This is a genomic window from Chitinophaga japonensis (genome assembly GCF_007830125.1).
GTDB classification, from domain to species: domain Bacteria; phylum Bacteroidota; class Bacteroidia; order Chitinophagales; family Chitinophagaceae; genus Chitinophaga; species Chitinophaga japonensis.
In genome coordinates, this window is record NZ_VLLG01000002.1 from 912,446 (window position 1) to 937,525 (window position 25,080).

The following is a 25,080-nucleotide window of genomic DNA, read 5'->3' on the forward strand; positions in this document are numbered from 1 at the left end:
CAGCGCTGTCTTTCAACAAAAAGGCAGCGCTTTCTTTTGAAAGGCTGCCTTCAGCTTTTTTATTTTTAACTTTTTCTTTTTTATTTTCTACTTGCTCTTAGCCAATTTTGCCTCAATGCTCAGGGTAGCATGCGGCACTGCGCGGAGGCGGGCCTTGTCTATGAGCTTGCCGGTAACGCGGCAAATACCGTAGGTCTTGTTCTCGATACGCACCAGGGCTTTTTCCAGGTGATCAATGAACTGTATCTGGCGGCTGGCCATCTGGTTCAACTGTTCTCTTTCCTGTGAGCCGCTGCCGTCTTCCATGCTCATATATTTATTCTCGGTATCATCCGTACCGGCTTCATCTTTACGGGTAATGAGGCCCTGGAGATATACGAGCTCTTTTTTAGCAGCTTCCAGCTTCTTCATGATCAGCTCCCTGAACTCCTGGAGGTCGCTATCACTGTATCGATACACAGGACCGGAGGGCTGATCCGGCTGGTCCAGCACGGATTTGGTAAACTCCGGCTGGTAAGATACCAATGTGCCGGGCTTAGCGTTCTTATTTCCGGGTTTATCCGTTTTTTCAGCTTTGGAAGCGGGCGTCTTTTCCACCTTTTCGGTCTTGACAGGCTTTTCCGCTTTCTCCGCTGCTGCTTTTTTACCGGATTCCTTTTCCTTATCTGATTTCTTTACTGGCATTATAACTTCTTTTTCTTCTGGCTTTGAAATCAATGGTTTTACTACTTTTTTCCCGGCGGTAACGCTTTTGGCCACCGCTTTCTGCTTCACAGCAGGCGCTTTTTTAGCCACAGTCTTTACAGGCTGCGCCGTAGTTTTCTTCACAAGCTGTTTTTTGGCCGGGGTCGAAGGTGCTTTAGCAGCGGTCGCTTTTTTGGAAGGAGCCGCTTTGGTAACTGTTGTTTTTTTAACCACGGCTTTTTTGGCAGCGGGTTTCTTCAGTTTGGGAGGTGCTGCCTTTTTAACAGTTGCTTTCTTGGCGGCCGGCGCTGCCTTTTTTGCAGGGGCGGGCCTGGCAGCAGCCTTCTTTGCAGTAGCCACTTTCTTAGTTGCTGCCACCTTCTTTTTAACAGGCGCTGCCTTTTGGGTTTTTTTGCTAGCAACCTTCTTCTTTGTTGCCATGGGACTAGCTTTTTTTGTTAACTAATACATTAAATTTAAGGTCATTAACCTCTATTTCAGTACCATCCTGTAATTGCGGCACTAATTCCAAGCTGTCTGCCAAAATTTCCGTGCAAATATAGTCATTATAGTTAATTATCGCCGACCTGAGGGTATCTGCCGCTGCCACTTTTACCATAATCCTGTCCGTTAGCTCAAAACCGCTATCCTTCCGGATCTTTTGTATGCGGTTCACCAGTTCCCTGGCGTTTCCTTCGTCCTGCAACTGAGGTGTAATGGTAATATCCAGGGCTACGGTAAGCGAGCCTTTATTTGCTACGGTCCAACCCGGAATATCTTCGGAAATGATCTCTACATCTGAGAGCTGTATAGTTAGCTGCTCATTGTCTATCAGCAGGTTATGAGATCCTTCGCGCTCCAGTGCGGCTATATCTGCATCTGTGAAAGCGGATATGGCTGCGGCCACCGCCTTCATTTTTGCTCCCATCTTGCTACCCAGCGCCTTGTAGTTAGGCTTGATCTTTTTCTTGATAAAGCCTTCCGTTTCTGTAAGGTACTCAATACCTTTCACATTTACCTCACTTTTTATCAGGTGTTCCACTTTTTCTATCTGCCCGCGCATATGAGGATTCAGTACAGGTATCAATATTTTCTGCAGGGGCTGCCTTACCTTAATATTCACCTTCTTGCGGAGCGACAGTACCAGGGAAGAGATATCCTGGGCCAGTTGCATCCTTTCCTCCAGCTCGCTGTCTATTGCGGCGGACACTGCTGCAGGGAAATCTGTATGGTGTACAGTGTCTACAGCCTGGCGGCGGCTTACCTGGTTCAGGTTGCCAAACAGCCAGTCCGCAAAAAAGGGCGATACCGGCGCCATCATCTGGGCAATCTTTTCCAGGCACTCATATAAGGTCTGGTAGGCGGATATCTTGTCCTGCTCATACTCCCCTTTCCAGAACCGGCGACGGCACAGGCGCACGTACCAGTTGCTCAGGTGCTCGTCTACAAACTCCTGTATGGCACGGCCGGCCTGGGTAGGCTCATAGTCGTCAAAATAAGCGGTCACGTCTTTTACCAGCGTATTGAGCAGGGAGATGATCCAGCGGTCTATTTCAGGCCGCTGCTCCAGCGGAATGTATGCCTCCTTGAAAGAGAAACTGTCCAGGTTGGCATACATGGCAAAGAAGTTATAGGTATTATAAAGGGTGGAGAACAGTTTGCGCTGTACTTCCCGGATACCTTCTATATCAAACTTCATGCTGTCCCAGGGCGATGCATTGGTGACCAGGTACCAGCGGGTGGCGTCTGCCCCGAAGTTTGCAATGGTCTTGAAAGGGTCTACCACGTTGCCCAGGCGCTTGCTCATCTTGTTGCCGTTCTTGTCCAGCACCAGGCCGTTGGACACCACGGTCTTGTAAGCCACATTGTCAAACAGCATCACGGCGAGGGCATGCAGGGTATAGAACCAGCCACGGGTCTGGTCCACGCCTTCGCAGATAAAGTCTGCAGGGAAATTCTTGTTGAAAACGTCCTGCAGCTCAAAGGGGTAGTGCCACTGCGCATAGGGCATGGCGCCGCTGTCAAACCACACGTCTATCAGGTCCGGCTCCCTGCGCATGGGCTGGCCGCTGTCGCTTACCAGTATAATATCGTCCACGTAAGGCTTGTGCAGGTCGGAAGTAAGATGTTCGATATATGAAGTAAGAGAAGTATGATCCTGTGCTCCTTCCTTTCCGGCTTCATACTTCATATTTCCAGCTTCATATTTCATCACTCCTGCTTCAAAGGACTTTTGCAACTCCTTCCTTAATTCCGCAATAGAACCGATGCATTTCTCCTCACTTCCATCTTCCGTACGCCAAACCGGCAGCGGGGTGCCCCAGTAGCGGCTGCGGCTCAGGTTCCAGTCCACCATATTCTCCAGCCAGTTGCCAAAGCGGCCGGTGCCGGTAGCAGCCGGCTTCCAGTTAATGGCTTGGTTCAGCGCCACCATACGGTCTTTCAGTGCGGTGGTGCGGATAAACCAGGCGTCCAGCGGATAGTACAGCACCGGTTTGTCCGTACGCCAGCAGTGGGGATAGGTGTGCTCGTATTTCTCTACCTTAAAGGCGCGGTTCTCTTTTTTCAGCTTCACGGCAATGTCCACGTCCACATCCTTATAGCCGGGATCATCCTTATAGTTCTTTACATAGCGGCCGGCAAATTCACCTACATTATCCAGGAACTTGCCTTGCCGGTCTACCAGGGTCAGTATGCCGATACCATATTTTTTACCTACGCGGTTATCGTCCGCACCAAAGGCCGGCGCCGTGTGTACAATACCGGTACCGTCTTCCGTCGTTACAAAGTCGCCTATCAGCACGCGGAAGGGGTCGCCTTCCTCCGGCCGGGCGTAGGGCAGCAATTGCTCATAGCGGATATGTTCCAGTTGGCTGCCCCTGCAAACGGCCAGTACCTGCCAGGGAATGATCTTGTCTCCTTCCTTATAGGCGTCAAAATCGCCGTCCTCCCCTTCTTTTTTGAAATGGCGCTCTACCAGGTCTTTGGCCAGTATCACGCAAATGGGCAGATGGGTGTAGGGGTTGAAAGTACGCACCAGCGCATATTCAATATTGGCGCCTACAGTAAGGCCCAGGTTGGAAGGGAGGGTCCAGGGGGTGGTGGTCCAGGCCAGGAAAAACACCTGGTCGGTACCGGCGGCTTCAAACAGGAACCTGGAGCGGTCGGATTCCAGGGCCCTGAACATGGCCACTATGGTAGTATCTTTTACATCTTTATAAGTTCCGGGCTGGTTCAGCTCATGGGAGCTGAGCCCTGTGCCGGCTGCGGGGGAATAGGGCTGTATGCTCACGCTCTTGTACAGCAGGCCCTTCTTGTATAATTGCTGCAGGCCCCACCAAAGGCTCTCAATATATTCATTCTGGAAGGTGATATAAGGATCCTGCAGGTCCACCCAGTAGCCCATCTGGCGGGTAAGGTCGTCCCATTTGTCCTTATACTTCAGTACCTCGCGGCGGCAGGTCTCATTATATTCTGCGATGGATATTTTCTTCCCGATGTCCTCCTTGGTAATGCCCAGGCTTTTTTCCACCCCCAACTCTACCGGCAGGCCATGGGTATCCCAGCCGCCCTTGCGTTTTACCTGGTACCCGCGCATTGTTTTATAACGGCACACCAGGTCCTTCAGGGTACGGGAAATAACATGGTGAATACCAGGCAAACCGTTGGCGCTGGGGGGGCCTTCATAGAACACAAAAGGAGCGGCGCCTTCACGCAACTCCACACTTTTCTCAAATGCCTTGCGGGCCTCCCATTGTTGCAATATATCTTTCCCGATCTCTGGTAAATTCAGTTGATTATATTCCTGATATTGACTGGCCATAAAACAATTTCCGCCTTTTGGCGTTAATAAGGGACGAATATTAATTTAAAATTGTGCAAAGTTACGAAAATAGGCTGGCACCGTTGTAGTTTGCTTTCAAATTATTTAGGGTAAAAAGTATTGATCCCTGTGTTTTTTTTAATTTTTTTGCTATTTTTACGCTCGGTATCAATATCTTTGATTTTTTTGGCACTGTTTTAGCTTTAGCCTGGAAGAAAAACCTGAAGTATTGAAAACTTAACCCAACGGAGAAAACGGAGAAACCATATCTGATATGAAAAAGTTGATGTTATTTTTTTGCGCTGCATTGTTCACTTCCGGCATAACTTTTGCACAACACAAATCTGTTAAAAAAAGCAAGCATACTGCTGCAAAAACGATCGCTGCGCCGGTGCCTGTAAAAAATGCATTCGCCCAGCACTTTGCAGATGTAGCAGATGCTAAATGGAGTAAGCGCGGTGCTGACAACTGGGTGGCCATTTTTGCAAAGGATGATGTGAAGACCACCGTAGAATATACGGCCGACGGCAACTGGGTAGCCACCCGCAGCGAATATACCGCTGAAAAGCTACCGGAAACAGTAGCCAGCACATTAAAAACAAAGTATCCGGGCGCCACCGTGAAAGATGGATGGAAGATAGAGAGAGCTGATGTGGCCGCTTATTATAAAGTAAATATTCAGGATAATGGTACAGACAAGGCGGTGTTGGTAAATGAGGCCGGTACCATTACAGAATAGTTACACATTCAAATTCGTATTTCATAGGTATAGGGATAAATAGGACAGACCCTGCTCTTTTGGGCGGGGTTTTTTCTTTTTAGTGAAAGGTGAAAGCATGTAGCTTATTTAAACAAAAAGCCATCACCCGCGGGCGATGGCTTTTTGTTTGAGGCGGAAAACTTACCGGCAACGTGCACATGAAGTTTCAATGGTGTTTGAAGAATGTAGTGCAATGATATATTTTATGGCTTTACTCACTTATTGCCTGGTAAGCTTCCCTCCTCTGGTCAAATCTGATAAGGAAGCTTATAAAATCGGGATAGATATCTGCCGATCGTGATACAAAGGAACAGCAAATATTTTTTCGGGGCTTACGCAATCGGGAAAAGAAATGATCGAAAAGGGAAAATTGAAAAAGGAGTGTGTTAACCGGCTGATGTGCAGATGATTAAAGGCCTTACCGGAGCAGCAGCTCACAGGGTTTTAAGCCGGTGTGCTTCTTGAAAGCAGTAGAGAAATGGGAGATGCAGGAGTACCCCATCAGGATGGCCACATCTGATACAGACATGCCTTTTTCATACAACAGGCTCTTGGCCTTTTCCATACGCTCCTTCTGGAAGTAATCGTAAATAGTGGTGCCGTACATGGCCTTGAAGCCTTTTTTCAGATAACACTCATTCATGGCTACCCGGCGGGCCAGGTCGCGGATGGTAATGGGGGAATCCAGTTGCTCCAGCAGGATGCTCCGGGCCTTTTCTATCTTTTCCCGGTCTTCCATATGGGTCAGGAAGCGGCAGCCATAGCGTTCGTCCGTATCGTTCTGCATGAACTGGTCTGAGCTGAACAGCAATAATTCCAGCGCCTTGCTTTGCAGGAAAATGTGTTTCAGCACCCCTTCATAATTGTGATGCACCATCTGCTCCAGCACCGTTTTGGATTTGGTGCAGGGTTGTATCGTCTTCACAAAGGGCTTACGGGATTGCAGCTCAAACAGCGCGGTGCTGTTGGTTGCGCCCTTTTGCAGGGACTGTATAAAGGCCGGCTGAAAGCGCACGGTGATCAGGTCTACGGAAGAAACCTTGTCAGAGCAGTTCCCGGCTGTATGCCCCTTGGCGCACAGGCGGTCCGTACAGGAAGGGTTCTGACAGTATTTGTTGCCCGCTACGCAGTAACGCAGCTCTATGGCGGCGGACTTGCCTCTTTTGGCAGGCTGGTACACTACCATAGCCACATCCTCCACCGGCAGCGGCCGCTCATACGTGAAGCGCTGCAGGGTAAAATCCAGGCAGTCAGGCACATTAACAACATCATCCTCAGCCAGTTGTAGCTGATCGCTCATTGCCGGTTGCGGAATGGCCATTGTTAATATATCCTGTAGCTCCTTCAAAAACTGTAATTAAAAACCTCTCAAAATTAGGCATTCACTTTTATTTAACAAACAGCTCATCTCCCCGGCGCCGGAACTATGACACTGAGGTGATAGTTGTAGAAAAAAATCTACAGCTCATCCACAACCTGTTCTTCCTCATTATTAAGTAATTTGGTATGGATTTCGTTATAATATGTTTATGCAGCAACCGTCTAACCTGAAGAAATATATCAAACGTACATTGATTATCATAGGTATGCTGGCGCTGATCATGGCCGGTGTAGCCCTGTACCTGAGCCAGCGCTGGAGCAACACTTTGCGGAGCCAGTTAAAGGAGTATGTAACGGAAATGTCCGACAGCCTCTACACGCTGCGTTACGACGGGGTGCACCTGAACATACTCAGCGGCAGCCTTACCCTGGACAGTGTAAGCCTGGTGCGGGACACCGCCGTGTACCAGCGCCTGCAGGCCACCCGGAAGGCACCTACCCTCCTGTACGCCTTCAGTGCAGACCGGGTGGCCCTGCGGTACTTCAAGGTGTGGCGCTATTTTTTCCGGAAAGAGGTGAGCGCCGGTACGCTGGTGCTGCAAAACCCCAGCATTGTGCTGGAACAAAATACCCGGAATGTGGACACCTCCAAACACCGCTCTGCCTACGAGCACCTTTCTTCCCGTATCAGGTCGCTGCACATCGGCACCCTGCTGCTGGACAGCTCCAACCTGAAATACACCTATATAAAAAAGGACAGCGGGCTGGTGGTGCGGCAACTGCACAACCTGAGCATACACGTAAAAGACCTGCTGATAGATTCCGTGGCCATGGAAGATCCCTCCCGCTTCCTGTATGCGCGCAATTACCAGTTGTACCTCCGGGACTACCGTTACCGCACCCCGGACAGCCTGTACTGGATGATCGTGCGCGATGTGAGCTACGATGCTGCGGAACGGTCCCTGCGTGTAGGGCAGTTCAGCGCGGAACCCCGCTACAGCCCGGCCGACTTCGATAAAAAGGTAAAGGTGCAGCGCGACCGTTTTGATGTGGAGCTGAACACCATTGTGGTGAACGAGCTGCAGCCGGACTCGCTGCTGCAAAAACAGCAGATCCGGGCCCGGAAAGTGGACATCGGGAGCGGTACCTTTAATATCTACCATAACCGCAGCCTGCCCATGTCCGGCGAGGTAAAAACAGGGCAATACCCCCACCAGTTGTTGCAAAAGCTGGCCCTGCCCGTTATGGTGGACTCCCTGATAGGCAACCGCGTGGATATATCGTACACGGAGATCAATCCCAAATCGCAGGAAGCTGGCACCCTGCATTTTAAACAGGTGCACGGCGTGTTCCGGAACATAACGAATATGAAGGCCATGATCGCCAAAAACAGCCATTGCATAGCAGATATGGATGGCGTATTTATGAAAAGCGGCAAGCTGCAGGCACGGTTCGATTTTTTCCTGGACCATCCGCGCGGGGGCTTTGCCGTGTCCGGCCAACTGAAAGATATGGACGGGCGGGAGCTGACGCCCATTACCCGCCCCCTGGGCCTGGTAGATATCCGGTCCGCCAATATAAAAGAGGTATCCTTTCATATGCAGGGCGATGAAAAGGATGCTTCCGGCGAGGTGAAAATGATATACGACAATTTACGTATCAGCATCCTCAAAAAAGACAACGACAGCAGGGAGATCAAGCGGAAAGGGTTGTTGAGCCTGTTTGCCAATGCCATTGCCATTAATAACAGCAATCCCCGCGATGGCAAGCTGCACGTGGCGCACCCGCATTTTACCCGCGATCCGCGCAAGTCATTCTTCAACCTGGTATGGAAAACCCTGTTCACCGGTGTGAAAGAAATTGCGATTTCAGGAGGTTTTCCAATTTAAAATGTGCAAAATATCCCCTGTCCATCCCCCTGAAAAACAGCCGGTTTTTTATGGAATTGAGGCCCATTTTCCGTATATTTGCACAATTCACGAGACATTTAATCAATTAGCATTTTACATCAAGATATGAGCGAAGAATTAGCGCAAATAACTGCCGCCGCTGCCAATAACGGGTATGATGCGGACAGCATTCAGGTATTGGAAGGTCTGGAAGCGGTACGTAAGCGTCCGGCCATGTATATAGGCGATATCGGTGTTAAAGGGTTGCATCACCTGGTGTATGAAGTAGTGGACAACTCTATTGACGAAGCGCTTGCAGGCTACTGCAAGAACATTGATGTAACCATTTGCGAAGATAACTCCATCCGCGTAAAGGACGACGGCCGTGGCATTCCCACCGGTATAAACACCAAGGAAGGCCGTTCCGCCCTGGAAGTAGTAATGACCGTGCTGCACGCAGGGGGTAAGTTTGACAAGAACACCTATAAAGTATCCGGCGGTCTGCACGGCGTAGGCGTAAGCTGCGTAAACGCGCTGAGCACCGTGCTGCATGTAACCGTGCACCGCGAAGGAAAAATATTTGAACAGGAATACCACCGCGGCGTACCGCAGTATGCCGTACGCGAAATAGGCGCTACCACCGATACCGGTACCACCACGCATTTCAAGCCGGATGGCGAGATATTCACGGAAACCTCCTATAACCGCGAAATACTGGCAGGCCGCCTGCGTGAACTGGCTTACCTGAACCGTAAAATCAGGATCACCCTGACGGACGAACGCGAAAAGGACGAGCAGGGCAATGTACTGAGCGAAACCTTTTACAGCGAAGGCGGTATCATGGAGTTTGTACAGATGCTGGACCGCAACGGCCGGCGTAATTCCCTGCTGCCCGCTCCCATCTTTATAGAAGCGCACGACGCCCCTTCCAATGTAGCGGTGGAAGTGTCCCTGCAGTACAACGACTCTTTCAGCGAGAACATTTTCTCCTACGTTAATAATATCAACACCATAGAAGGCGGTACGCACGTGGCCGGTTTCCGCCGCGCCATCACCCGGGTGTTCAAAACCTATGGCGACCGGAACAAACTGTTCGAGAAATCCAAAATAGAGGTAACTGGCGATGACTTCCGCGAAGGGCTGAGCGCCATTGTAAGCGTGAAGGTACCGGAGCCGCAGTTTGAGGGGCAGACCAAAACCAAGCTGGGCAACTCCGACGTAATGGGCGTGGTGGACAGCGCGGTGGCGGATGTGCTGAACGCCTACCTGGAAGAGCATCCCAAAGAGGCCAGGACGGTGATCAATAAAGTGGTGCTGGCGGCGCAGGCCCGTGAGGCGGCCCGCAAAGCCCGGCAACTGGTGCAACGCAAAAGCGTGCTGACCGGCAGCGGTTTACCGGGTAAGCTGGCCGACTGCTCTGAGAATGATCCTGAAAAATGCGAACTGTACCTGGTGGAAGGTGACTCCGCAGGCGGTACTGCCAAACAGGGCCGCAACCGTGCTTTCCAGGCCATCCTGCCCTTGCGGGGTAAGATCCTGAACGTGGAAAAGGCCATGGAGCACAAGATCTATGAGAACGAAGAGATCAAGAACATATTTACGGCGCTGGGCGTGACCATTGGTACGGAAGAAGATGACAAGGCGCTGAACCTGAGCAAGCTGCGGTATCACAAGCTGATCATCATGACGGATGCCGACGTGGACGGTAGCCACATTGCCACGCTGATACTCACCTTCGTGTTCCGCTACATGAAAGCGCTGGTAGAACAGGGTTATGTATACATTGCACAGCCGCCGCTGTACCTGGTGAAAAAAGGGAAGGAACAGATCTATGCCTGGACGGAAGAACAGCGTAAAGCAGCCGTAGCTACCCTGGCCGGCGGTAAGGAAGACAGTGTGACCATACAGCGTTATAAAGGTCTGGGTGAGATGAACGCGGAACAGCTATGGGAAACCACCCTGAATCCTGACAACCGCACCCTGAAACAGGTAACCATTGAAAGCGCTGCGGAAGCAGACCGCATATTCAGCATGCTGATGGGGGATGAAGTACCTCCGCGCAGGGAGTTCATCGAGTCGCACGCCAAGTATGCGAAGATTGATGCGTGATAAAAAATTCCAAAATAGAAATCCCAAATCCCAAAATGTGGGCAGGCCACCAATAACATTATGTTGTTTCGGATAGTTAGGCCACTGTCGCCGGTTTGAAATTTGGAATTTGGATTTTGGGATTTCACATAAAAAAACAACCCCGGGAAATTCCCGGGGTTGTTTTTTTATGTGACTTGCTGATTATCAAAAAAGTATAGAAAAAACCGTTATTTTATTAAAAAAACTTATAGGTTTTTTATATAATCTATCAGAAATCTTCCTATCTTGCAGCCGTATTTATACCTATACCAACTGAGATAAACCTATACCTATGAAATTAATCCGTGGTGCAGCCATGTTAATGGTTGCTACAATGATCTTCAGTGCATGTGACAAGGATGATGCTCAACCGGATACACAGTTCTCCTTCACTTTTAATGGTAAGGAATATGTTTCCCACGCTACCACTGCCTTCTTAACAGATACCGTAGTGGCAGGCCAGCGGGTACTGGTAGTGGACGGGCTTACCAATAATTTCCAGGAGCACATGCAACTGATGATCATTTCACCGGATTCCACGCTCACCATGGGTACTTACAGCGGTTCTACCATGTCGCTGATGCCTGTACAGGACTCGCTCAGCGCCGGTTATCTCGGCACTAATATGACAGTAGAAATTACCAGCATCAATAGTACACGTGCCGAAGGTACTTTCAGCGGCACATTAACAGAAAGTGGTGAAAACGAAAAGCCATTAACGGACGGGACTTTTAAAGTCAACATTAACTAGATCATCGTTTTTTTTTGAAATCTTTTTCCATCGGCATGCCCCGCTTTTCCAGGCGGGGCTTTTTTTTGAGCTAATGGCTAATGGCTGATCTTATTTCACCGGTACCGCCTGCGGCCACCTGCGGCCTCTCTTATTAAAGAGGTTATGCTGTCCCTGTGCATCGTGCCGCTTTTTCCACATCCATCCCAATATACCGGCCCCGATGGCTAAACCTACGCTGATGCCCGTTAAAACGGCGCCGGATTGTACGGCATGCTTCCCTATTTTCATGTGACTACGCATAACATATGGTTTTAACCATATATGACAAAAGGTGTGCCACATCTTTGAGGGGTGGCACACCTGGATAGTTATTTAATGCCAAACACGGCCCTTATTTCCGCTCTCACCTTAATGGTCTTGAAATCAATATCGGAAGCGGCAGGCGCAGCGGATGCCGCTTTCATTTCCAGCATGTTGGCCACATAGGGGCGCACATCGGTATAATGGTCGGTATTGATCTCCTGCACTTCCAGCACACCGGCTATTTGTTCGTCAATAGCGCCCAGCAGGTAAGCCGCTTTGGCCTTGGCGGCCTGCAAAGCCTTTATTTTCGCCTCTTTGCGGTATTCCTCCATTTTGCTGTGAGTATAGGAAGCAATGTTCACGCTTTCAATCCCTTCTTCATCTACAGCGGCCAGTATAATGTTGGTCTTATCCAGCTTGTTCAGCTTCAGCCGGTATTTCTTGCGCGCCAGGAAATCGGGGTCGTTCTTCTTTTTGCGCCACCACCAGTCATAGTTGGTGCCGTATACATTCTCAATGGTCAGGCTTTCCCTGGGGATACCGGCATCGGCTACCGCCTGCTGCAATTGCTTTTCCAGCGTGCTGATATCCACTTTGGTAGTTTTGTTCTTATAGTATTCTTTTAAGGCAATGTCCAGGTAGATCTCGTCCGGTGTGATCTCTATTTCAGCAGAGCCGTTCACTTCTATTTTCTTCACGGGCGGTTTGCTGTCCGTTTGCTGGGCCCAGGCGCTGCATGCTAAGAATAATCCTGCTAATAATAATGTTGCTTTTTTCATCGCTGTATTGTTTTAGTTTTTTTACTTGGTGTATTTTCAGCTATCGCTGTTTTCAGAAGCATGATGCAGTTTCTCTACAGTATTCCATAAAAGGCAGAAAAAAATTCCCGCAATTCCTTTTGCGGGCGTATGGTGTGCATGAAACGTATGGGGGAAAAATAAGTTACAGCCTTACTGCCTGGCGTCTTCCATTCCTTTCAGGAAGGCGTACAGGTCGTTCATGGAGCGGATGCGGGACACTACCAGCATGAAGTTCTTGCCTACCTGCTTCAGGCGGGCATTGTTCACCCGGGTTTGCACATAGGTAAGTATGTGGTTAAACGTGGGCGATTCAAAATAGGGGGAGTCCGGGTTATTGATGAAGTAACAGCGCAGTGTTTCTTCTTTCAGCATCATTTTTTCGAAGCCCAGTGCAATGGCCATCCAACGGCAACGGATAGTGGTCAGCAGGTCCTCCACCGGCTCCGGCAGGGGGCCAAAGCGGTCCTGCAGGCCGGCGGCAAATGCCTGCAACTTGTCTTCCGCCATAATGTTGTCCAGCTCCTGGTACAGGTTCAGGCGTTCCTGTATGCTTTCCACGTAGCTGTCCGGTATCAGTATTTCCAGGTCGGTATCGATGGTACAGTCGCTTACAAAATCCTTTTTCTGCTCCAACTGTTCCTTGAACAGGTCACGGAACTCGTTCTGCTTCAGCTCGCGGATGGCTTCATCCAGTATTTTCTGGTACATGTCAAAGCCTATCTCCGCTACAAACCCGCTCTGTTCTGCGCCCAGCAGGTTACCGGCGCCGCGTATATCCAGGTCGCGCATGGATATCTGGAAACCGCTGCCCAGCTCACTGTGCTGCTCCAGGGTTTGCAGGCGCTTGCGGCTGTCTGCCGGCAGGGTGCTCACCGGCGGCGCCAGCAGGTAGCAGAACGCCTTTTTGTTGCTGCGGCCCACGCGCCCGCGCAACTGGTGCAGGTCGCTCAACCCGAAGTGGTGCGCATTATTGATGATGATGGTATTGGCGTTGGGAATATCCACCCCGCTCTCCACGATGTTGGTACATACCAGCACATCGTATTTGCGGTCTATGAAGTCCAGTATCACCTCCTCCAGCTTGTGGCCTTCCAGTTGGCCGTGCGCCGTGGCAATGGACAGGTCCGGGCACAGTCCCTGAATCAGCCCGGCCATTTCTCCCAGGCCCTGCACGCGGTTATGGATAAAATACACCTGGCCGCCGCGCTCTGTTTCAAAATAGATCGCATCACGGATCAGGTCATGGTCAAACACATGCACTTCCGTTTCTATGGCCTGCCGGTTGGGTGGCGGGGTGTTGATGATGGAAAGATCGCGGGCGCCCATCAGGGAGAACTGCAGGGTTCTTGGTATAGGCGTTGCCGTTAGGGTGAGCGTATCTACGTTCACCTTGATCTGCTTCAGCTTCTCCTTGGCGGACACGCCGAACTTCTGTTCCTCATCCACTATCAGCACGCCCAGGTCTTTGAACTTTACGTCCTTGCTCAGCAGGGCGTGGGTGCCTACAATTATATCGATCTTGCCTTCGGCCAGCCGCTGCAGGGTTTCTTTCTTTTCCTTTGCGGACTTGAACCGGTTCAGGTAGTCTACCGTGCAGGGGAAATCCTTCAGGCGGTCGGAAAAGGTTTTGTAGTGCTGGAAAGCCAGGATGGTAGTGGGCACCAGCACGGCGGCCTGCTTGCCATCCACCAGGCTTTTGAAGGCGGCCCTTACCGCTACTTCCGTTTTACCGAAGCCTACATCGCCGCACACCAGGCGGTCCATGGGGCTGGGCGATTCCATATCCCGCTTCACATCTGCGGTGGCCTTGCTCTGGTCCGGCGTATCGTCGTAAATAAAGGACGCTTCCAGCTCGGTTTGCAGGTAGGTGTCCGGCGAGTGTGCAAAGCCCTGCTGCGCCTTGCGCGCGGCGTACAGGCGTATCAGGTCCTTGGCGATATCCTTTACCTGGGTTTTGGCCTTTTCCTTCAGCTTGTCCCAGGCATCGCTGCCCAGCTTGTTCACCCGCGGCTCCACGCCTTCCTTGCCGGTATACTTGCTGATCTTGTGCAGGGAGTTGATGTTTACATACAGCAGGTCATTGTTCTTGTAAATAATGCGGATGGCCTCCTGCATTTTACCGCCTACCTCTATTTTCTGCAGGCCGCTGTACATGCCCACGCCATGATCAATGTGCGTGACAAAATCGCCGGCCTGCAGCTCCCGCAGGGTTTTAAGCGTGATCGCCTTATTCTTGTTATACGCCTGTTTTACCTTGTACTTATGATAGCGCTGGAATATCTGGTGATCGGTATAGCAAACGATCTTCAGGTTATGGTCAATAAAGCCCTGGCCCAGCGCCACCGGTATCGGGTAGAAAACAAACTGCGCTTTCAGGTCCTCGAAAATGCTGCGCAGCCTTTCCAGTTGGCGGGCATTGTCTGCAAAGATGAACAGGGTGTATTGATCGCTGTTATGGCGGTCCAGGTCTTTCAGCAGCATTTCAAACTGCCGGTTAAACACGGGCTGCTCCTGCGTGTCAAAGGCCAGCACCGTGGCAGGGCGGCCGGTCTCTTCCCACCAGCGCCGGTTGCCGAACACAATGCAGTGCCTTTGCAGCAACTGCTCCATCAGCACGGATGCCTTTGTAAAATCGTCTTCGGTCAGGGTCATGTCCTCCTCTTCATCTACCTTCACCTTTTGCCCGGTTTGCAGCCAGTCGTCCAGCCGCTGCTCCATCTGCTGCACCACCTCCTGCACATAGGCGGGGTCCTTGATCCATACAATGGTATTGGCCGGCAGGAATTCCAGCAGGGAGGTCCGGAGATGGTCCGCCGCGCGGGTATCCATGTTGGCGATGAGCGTTACCTGGCTCAGCTTGCGCTCGCTCAACTGGGTCTCGGGATCAAACAGGCGAATGGAATCGATGTCCTCGCCAAACAGCTCAATCCGGTAAGGCTTGTCATTGCCAAAAGAATAAATATCCAGTATACCGCCGCGCTGGGCAAACTGCCCCGGCTCATATACAAAATCCGTATGGTGGAAGCCCCAGCTCACCAGCTTTTCCAGCAACTCGTCCACTTTCAGCACATCTGCCACCTTCAACTGCACCATATTGGCGCCGAAGGCCGCGGAGCCGGCTACTTTTTCCCATAAGGCCTCCGGGTAGGTGACCAGCATTTTTTTGCGCTGGTCGCCGGAGAATTTCATGAGCGCTTCTGTGCGCAGCATGCTATGGCTGCTGTTCAGCTCCTGGAACTGGCCGGTCTTTTTGAATGAATCGGGGAAGTAAAAGATGTCGAGTGCCTGGCTTAGCTGTTCCAGATCGTTATGGAAATAGGCTGCCTCTTCTTTATCATTTAGAATAAAGAGATGGTTCGCATTTTCTGCATGTTGCCAGGTACCAACGGACACAAAATTCACGGCGCTGCCTGTAAGCCCGGTTAACTGGAAATATTGCGGCACGGGCAATTGTAATCCTTTTACCAGTTGCTGCAGGCGGGCGTCCCGTTGGTACAGTTGTAAAACACCCTGTAGATTCATGAAGGGTGCAAAGATAAGAATAAGTTGGATTTTCCTTAAATTACAGTAAACACCTGATACAAAATGCTGGAGCAATGGCATAACGGTTACGTCACCAAAATCGTAAACGAAACGCATAATACGCGCCGCTTCTGGATCCAGGTCCCTGATAAGGAGCCTTTTGATTTCAAACCGGGGCAGTTTGTTACCCTGGACCTGCCCATCCACGAAAAGAAGAACAAACGCTGGCGCAGCTATTCCATCGCCTCCTGCCCGAATGGTAGCAACACCATCGAGCTGGTGATCGTGCTGCTGGAAGGCGGGGCAGGCACCACCTACCTCTTCAACGAGGTAAGAGAGGGCAGCGAGCTGCTGCTGCGGGGCCCGCTGGGCGTATTCATACTGCCGGAAGCGCTGGACCGGGACCTGTTCCTGATCTGTACCGGCACGGGCATAGCGCCCTTCCGGTCCATGGCGCATTTTATTCACAAACACCAGGTGCCGCACCGGAACATCTACCTGATCTATGGCAGCCGGTACATAAAAGACCTGCTGTACCCGGATGAGATGCAGCAATTGCAGCAGGAACTCCCTGATTTTCAATATATCCCCACCTTATCCCGGGAAGATTCCCCCTCCTGGACCGGCCGTAAAGGCTACGTGCACACGGTGTACGAGGAAATGCTGGCTGACCGGAAACCGGCCTACTTTTTTCTCTGCGGCTGGAAAGCCATGATCGATGAGGCCAAGCAGCGCATACTGGCCATGGGGTACGACCGGAAGGATATACACCTGGAGCTGTACGGCTAGGCTCAGAACCGCAGCCCGATCCCGCCTTCCGCATAGGGCAGCGGGTAATCGGCATCCAGCGAGATCACCGGCGTAAAGGCTATTTTCCACATCAGCCGGTTGTGGAAGTAAAACCGCCGGTACCCCACCGTACCCATTACCAGCCAGGTATGCCGGGTGGTGACCTGGTCAAACAGTTTGGCATCCCCGTCCATATAGGTAAGGCCCAGGCCTAGTTCCAGCCGGTGCGGGCTGCCTGCCTTTCCCAGCAGGTAATTGACATTGAAAGGGATAGTGAGCTTGGAAGGGTAATGCTGGTTGGACGTTATCCATACGCCCGAGTCGCCCCGTATATGCTTCGTTTCTTCATAGCCGGGCGCATAGCCGATGCCGATACGGGCGCCCCAGCCCAATTGGTCCGGCTGCAACCGTAGTTCATAATGCAGGGACAGGAACACGCCTCCTCCCATAATGCCGGCATAGATGCTGTGACGGCTTTTATCCGGCTGCCAGGCGGCCGGGCTGGTAACAGGGGTTTGGGCTTGTGCAGTAAGGGTGAGCCATAACAGGGCGGCGGATACGTAAAATTTAGCGGTCATAGGCAAACAAGGGTTATGCCTGTTAAAACGTTCCGCCGCTACGGATAGTTACAGCACCGCCTGCAGCACCCGCTCCCGTACCTGCGCCATGGGGATGCGCTCCTGCTCCATACTGTCGCGGTAGCGGATGGTGACGGTATTGTCTTCCTTCGTCTGGTGGTCAATGGTTACGCAGAAGGGCGTACCAATGGCGTCCTGGCGGCGGTAGCGCTTACCGATAGCATCTTTTTCTTCGTAAAAACAATAGAAAGAGGACTTACATTGGTCCATAAGCTCCCTCGCAATTTCCGGTAACCCATCCTTCTTGGTTAAAGGAAATATCGCCAGCTTGATGGGCGCCAGCCGGGGCGGGAATTTCAGCACCACGCGGCTGTCCTGCTTTTCGGGTGTGCTCAGGTCCTGCTCTTCGTAGGCATTGCACACGGTGAGCAGGAACATGCGGTCCAGGCCGATGGAGGTTTCTATTACGTAGGGGATGTAGTTCTGGTTTGTTTCGGGGTCAAAGTACTGCAGCTTTTTGCGGCTGTACTCCTGGTGGTTCTTCAGGTCGAAGTCGGTACGGCTGTGAATGCCTTCCACTTCCTTGAAGCCGATGGGGAACTCGTACTCGATATCTACGGCAGCATCCGCGTAGTGGGCCAGCTTTTCGTGGTCCTTAAAACGGTAGCGCTCCGGCTGGGTACCCAGGCTCAGGTGCCATTTCATACGTTCTTCCTTCCAGTAGGCATACCATTCTTTCTGGGAGCCGGGGCGGATGAAGAACTGCATTTCCATCTGCTCGAACTCGCGCATACGGAATATGAACTGCCGGGCCACGATCTCGTTACGGAAGGCCTTACCTACCTGCGCAATGCCGAAAGGTATTTTCATGCGGCCGGTCTTCTGCACGTTCAGGAAGTTCACGAAAATGCCCTGGGCCGTTTCCGGGCGCAGGTATATTTCGCTGGCCTCATCGGATACGCTGCCCAACTGGGTGGAGAACATCAGGTTGAACTGGCGCACTTCTGTCCAGTTGTTGGTGCCGCTCACCGCGCATTTTATGTTATTGGTCTCTATGAGCTGTTTCAGCCCGGCAAAGTCGTTCTCCTTCAGCAGTTCGTTCATCTGCTGCAGCAGGGCATCGGCAGTTGCGGGGGCCAGCGTTTCCGCGTGGGCTTCTATCAGGTGATCCACCCGGTAGCGCTTCTTGCTGTCCTTGTTGTCGATCATGGGATCGCTGAAGTTGTCCACATGGCCGGAAGCCTTCCAGGTGGTGGGGTGCATGAAGATGGCCGCATCAATGCCCACGATGTTCTCGTGCATCTGGGTCATGCTCTTCCACCAATAGTCGCGTATATTCTTTTTCAGCTCGGCGCCGTACTGACCATAATCATATACTGCGCTCAGGCCGTCGTATATTTCACTGGACTGGAAAACAAAGCCGTATTCTTTACAATGCGATATGATCGCCTGGAATTTATGCTGATCTGTTGCCATAGTGGCGCAAAGATAATAGTAATGTGTTATTCTTCCTCTATCTCTATCTGCTTTACCCATACCGCGTAGTCATTGGGGTAAATGCGGGCGCCGGAATGCTGTACATAGGCCCGGGTAAACTCCGCGCCAAAGTACAGGATGGCGGCGGAATAGTACACCCAGAGCAATATGATCACGATGGAGCCGGCCGCGCCATAGCCGGAGCCGATCTTGCTGGCGCCCAGGTAAAACCCGATGGCGAACTTGCCCAGCATGAACAGGAGGGCGGTGGTAACCGCCCCTACTATCACGTCCCGCCAGCCGATGCGGGCATCCGGCAGCACCTTGAAGATGATGGCAAAAAGGGCGGTGATCACCAGGAAAGTGATCAGCAGGTTCAGGATGTATACCAGCACCACGGCCACTTCAGGGAAAAGGGAAAGCAGGCGCTGGTTCAGCACTTCTATGGCCCCGTTCACCACCAGGGATACCAGCAGGATAAAGCCCATGCTGATCACCAGCGAAAAGGACTGCAGGCGGTTCAGCAGCATCCGGATCAAGCCACGGCCTTTTTTGGGTTTTGACTTCAGCCGCCAGATGGCGTTAATGGAATCCTGTATCTCGGCAAACACACCGGTAGCGCCTATTACCAGGGTTATAAAGCCCACAATGGTGGCCCAGTTCATATCCCCGGAAAGGGAGGCATTGCGGATCATCTGCTGTACCTGTATGGCCGCCTGGCTGCCTACCAGGTCCTTGATCTGCCCGTACAAGGTGCCTTCTATCGCATCCCTGCCCAGGAAAAGATCGCAGAAGAAGATGATCACGATCAACATGGGGGCCACGGAAAAAATGGTATAGTAGGCCAGGGAAGCGCTCAGTTTCAGCACTTTATCATCCATAAACCCGGTAGCCGACTGTTTCAGCACCTGCAGGTAGGTGTTCAGTTTGGTAGCTCCACGTTGTTCCATGATAGCAGGCGGTTATTTCAGTTTTTCGTTCTGCTGGTGGCGCAGGGCATCACGTACATTCTTCTTCTCAAAATTCTTTTCCAGGGCCACCGTCATGTCTATGCCGGTCTGGTTGGCAATGCAGAGCAGTACCCACAGCACATCGGCCAGTTCATCGGCCAGGTCTTTCTTTTTGTCGGATTCCTTGGATGACTGGTCGCCGTACTGGCGGGCCATGATCCGGGCCACTTCGCCTACTTCCTCCGTGAGGATGGCCATATTGGTCAGCTCACTGAAATAGCGGACGCCGGTGCTGTTGATCCAGTTGTTTATTTTTTCCTGGGCTTCGCTGATTGTCATTTTCAAGATGGTTTTATGCAAATAAATCGGTATTCGTAAGATAACATTATTTGTTATATTAGGTTTATGAAAGCTATTCCCATCTTCCTGTTAGCAGGCGCCGCTATCATAGCCGGCTGCCAGCAGCCCGCCAATCACAGCTCCACGAGCATCACCCACCCGGGTGATAGTGCTTCAGCCGCACATACTGTACCAACCAATACCGGGCTGCAGTGTTTTATGAAGGTGGTGGGCAGGGATTCCGTGATCCTGCAGTTCCAGGTCAGGCATGACAGCGTAAGCGGCCACCTGGCCTACCGCAACTATGAAAAGGACAAAAGCGCCGGGAACATCAAAGGCTCGCTCCGCGACAGCATTATAGATGTGCAGTACCATTTCATGAGCGAAGGCATGGAAAGCACCGTGCAAACTCTTTTCAAGCTGGAAGACGGGAAAGCCTATGCAGGCCTGCCGGGCGATTTTGATAAGGAGGGACGGCCCGTTTTTGACAAGGACCCGGCCCGCATACAGTTTGATACGGTTCCTTTTTTACGGGTGCCTTGTTTGTAGGGATAGATTTAACGTTTTCGACAACCCAATTATAACAGGGCATCATGCGCTACAACGGGGATTGTGCTAACAATCTTTTAAACTTTCTTTTGACCACTGCTGAAGCGGTAAAGCAATTAATTACTTTTTGCAGTTCATCTTCCAGCAATTCACCAATGATCTTATATTCTATACCTTCAACCTGGTATTTATCTTTCAGATTCTCCAGGTCATACTCGTCCAGCCATTGCCCATACAAAAAAGTGTCCAATTCAAAACTGAATCCGCATTTTGTAATTATTTGCCCGTTTTTAAATACATAACAATTTACACATCCATCAGGTATCTCAATACATCCATGATCTATATCCAGGCTGGCTGGCAAATGGTATTTACTGGAAGGTAAACTGGCCAGCACTGTTACATTGCCGATCACTTTTAATACCAGAAAGTACTTGGATCGTGCACTGGCGCCATTTTTAAAATAAAATGGGTCAAAGTAGATGATTCTTCCCGGGGTATACAACTCCTATGATTTTAAACGTTTACTCTGCTGGATAAACTCCTTATGATCTTTATAAAATAACAGTTTCTCCGGTTGGTCTTCCAAAAGCTGGCTCAGATCAATTTCCACGTCGGTAGCGTTCATTTGCCCGCTTTCAAAGTATTCCAGCAGCCCATTTCTTTGCGCGGTTAAATACCATGGGGAGTGCTTTCTATGGGTAAACAACACCAGGTCATTTGCACTGGAGTGCCTGAACTTTTCGGCAATTTCCTCTAATAATTTTATCTCGGTATCATTAAATTCGTCATCCGAGAATTGCTGCTTAGGCTTAATGACAGTTGTGTCTGTTGCCTCTTCCCTTATGATATATTCTGCAAGCAAAACAGGTTCGGAAGATAGCTCAACAAACAGATCCCTGGAAACCGGCCCCAGCTTCCAAACATCAAACTTCAAATCAAAAAAAGGCACCCCATATTTCCTTACAGAAAGCTCTTCGATAATATATATAAGCTTGAGTAGCTTTGTTTTTGTCATCGAAGGGATTTTCCCCGCAAGAAAAACAATTGCATTTCCCAGCTTATCAATTTGAGCTTTTGTATAAACCTCCTGCTTCATAATTATTCTGTTAAAGTAACATTATAAGCAACTGCAAACAGGCCTATTTCACCTTAATTTACACAAATTTAAGACACCTTCACATAATTTGCTAATTTATTTAGCATTTAAACTGTGATATTATCATTCCCTGTTCTTCGTATCTATAAATATAGTCACCGGCCCGTCATTAAGCAGGGCCACTTTCATATCCGCCCCAAAAATGCCGGTCTGTACCGGTTTTCCCAGGTCCAGGCCCAACTGCGCAATCATTTGCTCATACAGGGGAATGGCCTGCTCCGGCTTGCTGGCACGAATATACGAGGGGCGGTTGCCTTTTTTAGTGCTGGCATGCAGGGTGAACTGGCTCACCAGCAGGATATCGCCGCCGGTTTCCTTTACGGACAGGTTCATTACGCCCGCCGTATCGTTAAAAATGCGCAGGTTCACTATCTTACCACTTAGCCAGCTAATATCTTCCACCATATCCGCATTTTCAATGCCCAGCAGCACCAGCAGCCCGTGCCGGATACTGCCCGTTATTTGCCCGTCAACTGTAACCGATGCCTGTGTAACCCGTTGTATAACCGCCCGCATATTGAATGGTTTTTGTGCGGAAGTTAATAAATTGCACACATGCAACTGGATATTTCGCCGGAGATCAGCTTCCGGACGGCCCGCAGCGGCGGTAAGGGCGGACAGAACGTGAACAAGGTAGAGACCATGGTGGAAGGCTATTTTGACATTGCCGGATCGGCCCTGCTCACCCCCTCGCAGAAAGCGATCGTACAGCAGGTACTGGCTAACCGCATTACTGCCGAAGGGCTGCTGCAGGTACGCTCCCAGGAGGCCCGCACCCAACTGGGCAACAAGGAGCTGGTGGTAAAGAAGATGCACGAGCTGCTGCGCAAAGCCCTGACGCCCCGTAAAAAAAGGGTCGCTACGAAACCATCCAAAGCAGCAAAAGAAAAACGCCTGCAGTTCAAAAAACGCCTGTCAGAAAAGAAGCAGCAGCGGCGCGGAGGGCTGGAATAAGGTTTATTGGATTATTTTTATATAAAATTCAGCGCATTGAGCATTAAATCACTGGCAGGACAAACGGTTTATTACGGATTAAGCAATATAGCGAGCAAGCTGCTCAATTATTTCCTGACTCCCTTTTACCTGGGTCTTATACCGCCTGCCACCTACGGGGAAATGCAAAATGTGTATGCCTATATCCCCTTCCTGAACATTGTGCTGACCTATGGCATGGAAACCGCTTTTTTCCGCTTTGCCAAAAAGGAGAACCAGCAGCATGTGCTCGGCAGCGCCACCATTTCCCTGCTGGTATCCACTACCGCCATCTGCATTTTGCTGTTCCTGATGCGGGGCCCAGTCATTCACTCCTATGCCGGCGAGCTGGCCGGCCTGTCCGCGAATCCCGGTTTTTACACCTACATTATACTGATCATGGCCTTTGATACGCTGGCCGCCATTCCCTTTGCCCAGTTGCGGCTGGAAGGCCGGCCCATCCGCTACGCCATTATCCGTATAGCCGGTATTGCCGCTACCGTAGGATTTAACGTTTTCTTCCTGTACCTGTGCCCCAAGCTGTACCAGCAGGGCCACCACTGGCTGCCCAACGTACAGACGGGCGACAGCCAACTGGGTTATGTATACCTGAGTAACATGCTGGGCAGCGGGCTTACCCTGCTGCTGTTCCTGCCCCAGTACCTGCGTATTGAGTGGAAGTTTGACACGGCGCTATGGAAAAAGATGATACAGTACGCCCTCCCGCTGATCATTGTAGGTATGGCCGGCATGGTGAATGAAACCTTTGACCGGGCCTGGTTCCTGCCCCAGTACCTGCCGGGCGATGACATGGAAGCCAAGAAAGTGATCATTGGCCTGTACAGCGCCAACTACAAGCTGGCTATCCTCATTACCATGTTCATACAGGCATTCCGGTTAGGCGCGGAGCCCTACTTCTTCAAACAGGCGGAGGGCGAGCACCCGCAGCGGGTATACGCCCGCATCATGAAGCTGTTCGTGATACTGCTCTGCTTCATGTTCCTGTTTGTAAGCCTGTACCTCAATATCTGGAAAATATTCCTGCGCAAGCCCTTCTACTACCCGGGCATGCGCATTGTGCCGGTGCTGCTACTGGCCAATATGTTCTTAGGCATTTACTATAACCTCACCATCTGGTTCAAGCTCACGGACCGTACCCGGGCGGGGGCCGTCATTACCCTCATCACGGCCGCACTGGCCTTCCTGCTTAACTACTGGTGGATACCGGTGATGGGATATTACGGGGCCGCGCTGGCCACCATGGTATGCTACTTTGTACAGATGGCCATCTGCTATGTATGGGGACAAAAGCATTACCCGGTGCCTTACCATCTTCCGCGGATCATTACCTACATTACGCTGGCGGTGGTCACCTGGTACCTGTTCCACCTGCTGAACACCCGCCTGCTTTCGCCTGGCGACATCTATGCCCTGAAGCCGCTGTCACTGGCGGTGGCTACGCTCTTGTTCGGCGCCTACGCCTGGTTTATCCTGAAAATGGAGAAAAAGGAGTTCCGGAAGCTGCCTTTTATCGGGCGGTTTCTTCGATAATTAATAATGAACAATTAAGCATTAATAATAGAAAGAGCCCTGTTACGCTGGAACACTGGCGCAACGATTATTAATTATTAATTCTTCATTATTAATTCCTATTGGAGGAAAGGATTGTGCTTCTTCTCAAACCCAATGGTGGTGGGCTGCCCGTGGCCGGGATATACCTTAACCCCGTCGGGCAGCACGAACAATTGCTGCCGGATGCTGTTCAGCAGGGTTTCATGATGCCCACCGGGCAGGTCCGTACGGCCAATGCTCTGGTAAAACAGCACATCCCCGCTGATCACAAACCCCTCTTCTGCACAGTAAAAGGAAATGCTGCCGGGCGAGTGGCCGGGGGTGAACAGCACCTCCAGCTCATGCTGCCCGAAAAGGATCTTTTCCCCCTCCTCCATATAACGGGCCGGCATGGGCGAGGGCTCAAAGGGAATATTGTACATCACGCCTACCTGGGGGGAGCGGTCCAGCACCGTTTGCTCCAGCCGGTGGATCTCCAGCCCTACATGATATGTTTTGGCTACCAGCCGGTTGCCGAAAATATGATCAAAGTGGCAATGCGTGTTCAGCAGCCGGGTAACATTCAGCCCCTCTTTTTCGATATACTCCAGTAATTCTTTTCTTTCTTCCTCAAAATAACAGCCAGGGTCTATAATTATACAATCCTTTTTTTCGTTTATAAGCAGGTAGGTGTTTTCCTGAAGCGGATTGACGGCGAAATATTGGATTTCAATCATTGTTACCCGATTTTTG

The 25,080-nt window shown here is 51.0% G+C and carries 22 protein-coding genes and 1 pseudogene; 9 read left to right on the forward strand and 14 right to left on the reverse strand.

Annotated elements, in window-relative coordinates; translation table 11 throughout:
- Window positions 1–87: 87 nt before the first annotated feature.
- Complete coding sequence (locus tag LX66_RS28430) at window positions 88–597, reverse strand: TraR/DksA family transcriptional regulator (protein WP_244620276.1); 510 nt, start codon at window positions 595–597, stop codon at window positions 88–90.
- Here LX66_RS28430 and LX66_RS28435 point away from each other — a divergent pair.
- On the forward strand, window positions 575–1,150 hold the full coding sequence (locus LX66_RS28435; RefSeq protein ID WP_244620277.1) for a hypothetical protein: 576 nt from the start codon (window positions 575–577) through the stop codon (window positions 1,148–1,150). The two genes, LX66_RS28430 and LX66_RS28435, sit on opposite strands and share 23 nt — an antisense overlap.
- On the opposite strand, the gene ileS is transcribed toward LX66_RS28435, so the two are convergent.
- A complete protein-coding gene (ileS, locus tag LX66_RS03535) occupies window positions 1,130–4,507 on the reverse strand; it encodes an isoleucine--tRNA ligase (RefSeq protein ID WP_145710506.1) in 3,378 nt (1,125 codons plus the stop codon). The genes LX66_RS28435 and ileS overlap by 21 nt on opposite strands.
- A gap of 274 nt (window positions 4,508–4,781) precedes the next feature.
- Here ileS and LX66_RS03540 point away from each other — a divergent pair, with 274 nt between their 5' ends.
- A complete protein-coding gene (locus LX66_RS03540; protein ID WP_145710507.1) occupies window positions 4,782–5,246 on the forward strand; it encodes a PepSY-like domain-containing protein in 465 nt (154 codons plus the stop codon).
- Window positions 5,247–5,685: 439 nt separating this feature from the next.
- On the opposite strand, the gene LX66_RS03545 is transcribed toward LX66_RS03540, so the two are convergent.
- Entirely contained in the window at window positions 5,686–6,615 is a 930-nt protein-coding gene (locus LX66_RS03545; protein WP_145710508.1) for a helix-turn-helix domain-containing protein, read from the reverse strand.
- A 181-nt stretch (window positions 6,616–6,796) separates the two neighbouring features.
- On the opposite strand from LX66_RS03545, the gene LX66_RS03550 reads away from it, so the two are divergent.
- The 3 genes from LX66_RS03550 (at window position 6,797) to LX66_RS03560 (ending at window position 11,357) form a co-directional block, all read left to right on the forward strand.
- Window positions 6,797–8,476 carry an AsmA family protein gene (locus tag LX66_RS03550; RefSeq protein ID WP_145710509.1) on the forward strand — a complete coding sequence of 560 codons (1,680 nt, stop codon included), beginning with the start codon at window positions 6,797–6,799 and terminating at the stop codon, window positions 8,474–8,476.
- Window positions 8,477–8,602: 126 nt separating this feature from the next.
- Entirely contained in the window at window positions 8,603–10,585 is a 1,983-nt protein-coding gene (gene gyrB, locus LX66_RS03555) for a DNA topoisomerase (ATP-hydrolyzing) subunit B (protein WP_145710510.1), read from the forward strand.
- Between the two features lie 313 nt (window positions 10,586–10,898).
- Window positions 10,899–11,357: a hypothetical protein gene (locus LX66_RS03560; RefSeq protein ID WP_145710511.1), complete on the forward strand. Its 459-nt coding sequence runs from the start codon at window positions 10,899–10,901 to the stop codon at window positions 11,355–11,357.
- A gap of 90 nt (window positions 11,358–11,447) precedes the next feature.
- Here LX66_RS03560 and LX66_RS03565 read toward each other — a convergent pair whose 3' ends face one another.
- The 3 genes from LX66_RS03565 to mfd form a co-directional block, all read right to left on the reverse strand.
- On the reverse strand, window positions 11,448–11,639 hold the full coding sequence (locus LX66_RS03565) for a hypothetical protein (protein ID WP_145710512.1): 192 nt from the start codon (window positions 11,637–11,639) through the stop codon (window positions 11,448–11,450).
- A 68-nt stretch (window positions 11,640–11,707) separates the two neighbouring features.
- Complete coding sequence (locus tag LX66_RS03570; RefSeq protein WP_145710513.1) at window positions 11,708–12,421, reverse strand: SIMPL domain-containing protein; 714 nt, start codon at window positions 12,419–12,421, stop codon at window positions 11,708–11,710.
- A 171-nt stretch (window positions 12,422–12,592) separates the two neighbouring features.
- Window positions 12,593–15,964 (reverse strand): transcription-repair coupling factor, encoded by a 3,372-nt coding sequence (gene mfd, locus LX66_RS03575; RefSeq protein ID WP_145710514.1) that lies wholly within the window; start codon window positions 15,962–15,964, stop codon window positions 12,593–12,595.
- Between the two features lie 63 nt (window positions 15,965–16,027).
- Here mfd and LX66_RS03580 point away from each other — a divergent pair, with 63 nt between their 5' ends.
- The gene (locus LX66_RS03580; RefSeq protein WP_145710515.1) at window positions 16,028–16,753 is read left to right on the forward strand and encodes a ferredoxin--NADP reductase; all 726 of its coding nucleotides are present in this window, start codon (window positions 16,028–16,030) and stop codon (window positions 16,751–16,753) included.
- Window positions 16,754–16,755: 2 nt separating this feature from the next.
- Here the strand turns inward: LX66_RS03580 and LX66_RS03585 are convergent, their stop codons facing one another.
- Genes LX66_RS03585 through LX66_RS03600 form a run of 4 tightly spaced genes read right to left on the reverse strand, consistent with a single transcriptional unit; the run spans window position 16,756 to window position 20,096 of the window.
- Complete coding sequence (locus LX66_RS03585; protein ID WP_145710516.1) at window positions 16,756–17,331, reverse strand: hypothetical protein; 576 nt, start codon at window positions 17,329–17,331, stop codon at window positions 16,756–16,758.
- Between the two features lie 48 nt (window positions 17,332–17,379).
- A complete protein-coding gene (locus LX66_RS03590; RefSeq protein ID WP_145710517.1) occupies window positions 17,380–18,807 on the reverse strand; it encodes a glycine--tRNA ligase in 1,428 nt (475 codons plus the stop codon).
- A 26-nt stretch (window positions 18,808–18,833) separates the two neighbouring features.
- Window positions 18,834–19,757: a YihY/virulence factor BrkB family protein gene (locus LX66_RS03595; protein WP_145710518.1), complete on the reverse strand. Its 924-nt coding sequence runs from the start codon at window positions 19,755–19,757 to the stop codon at window positions 18,834–18,836.
- Window positions 19,758–19,769: 12 nt separating this feature from the next.
- The gene (locus LX66_RS03600; protein WP_145710519.1) at window positions 19,770–20,096 is read right to left on the reverse strand and encodes a nucleotide pyrophosphohydrolase; all 327 of its coding nucleotides are present in this window, start codon (window positions 20,094–20,096) and stop codon (window positions 19,770–19,772) included.
- 66 nt (window positions 20,097–20,162) lie between these two features.
- On the opposite strand from LX66_RS03600, the gene LX66_RS03605 reads away from it, so the two are divergent.
- Complete coding sequence (locus tag LX66_RS03605) at window positions 20,163–20,645, forward strand: hypothetical protein (protein WP_145710520.1); 483 nt, start codon at window positions 20,163–20,165, stop codon at window positions 20,643–20,645.
- 49 nt (window positions 20,646–20,694) lie between these two features.
- Here LX66_RS03605 and LX66_RS03610 read toward each other — a convergent pair whose 3' ends face one another.
- The 3 genes from LX66_RS03610 to dtd form a co-directional block, all read right to left on the reverse strand.
- Window positions 20,695–21,150 carry a hypothetical protein gene (locus LX66_RS03610; protein WP_145710521.1) on the reverse strand — a complete coding sequence of 152 codons (456 nt, stop codon included), beginning with the start codon at window positions 21,148–21,150 and terminating at the stop codon, window positions 20,695–20,697.
- A gap of 3 nt (window positions 21,151–21,153) precedes the next feature.
- Window positions 21,154–21,744, reverse strand: a complete 591-nt coding sequence (locus LX66_RS03615) for a Panacea domain-containing protein (RefSeq protein WP_145710522.1) — start codon at window positions 21,742–21,744, stop codon at window positions 21,154–21,156.
- A gap of 123 nt (window positions 21,745–21,867) precedes the next feature.
- Window positions 21,868–22,320, reverse strand: coding sequence for a D-aminoacyl-tRNA deacylase (gene dtd / locus LX66_RS03620; protein ID WP_145710523.1), 453 nt, complete (start codon window positions 22,318–22,320; stop codon window positions 21,868–21,870).
- A gap of 51 nt (window positions 22,321–22,371) precedes the next feature.
- Here dtd and arfB point away from each other — a divergent pair.
- Together arfB and LX66_RS03630 are read left to right on the forward strand one after the other, a co-directional pair.
- Window positions 22,372–22,758 (forward strand): annotated as a pseudogene (gene arfB / locus LX66_RS03625) (alternative ribosome rescue aminoacyl-tRNA hydrolase ArfB); the annotation flags it as partial.
- 36 nt (window positions 22,759–22,794) lie between these two features.
- On the forward strand, window positions 22,795–24,327 hold the full coding sequence (locus LX66_RS03630; protein WP_158642520.1) for an oligosaccharide flippase family protein: 1,533 nt from the start codon (window positions 22,795–22,797) through the stop codon (window positions 24,325–24,327).
- A 98-nt stretch (window positions 24,328–24,425) separates the two neighbouring features.
- On the opposite strand, the gene LX66_RS03635 is transcribed toward LX66_RS03630, so the two are convergent.
- Window positions 24,426–25,064 (reverse strand): MBL fold metallo-hydrolase, encoded by a 639-nt coding sequence (locus LX66_RS03635; RefSeq protein ID WP_145710526.1) that lies wholly within the window; start codon window positions 25,062–25,064, stop codon window positions 24,426–24,428.
- Between the last annotated feature and the right edge of the window lie 16 nt (window positions 25,065–25,080).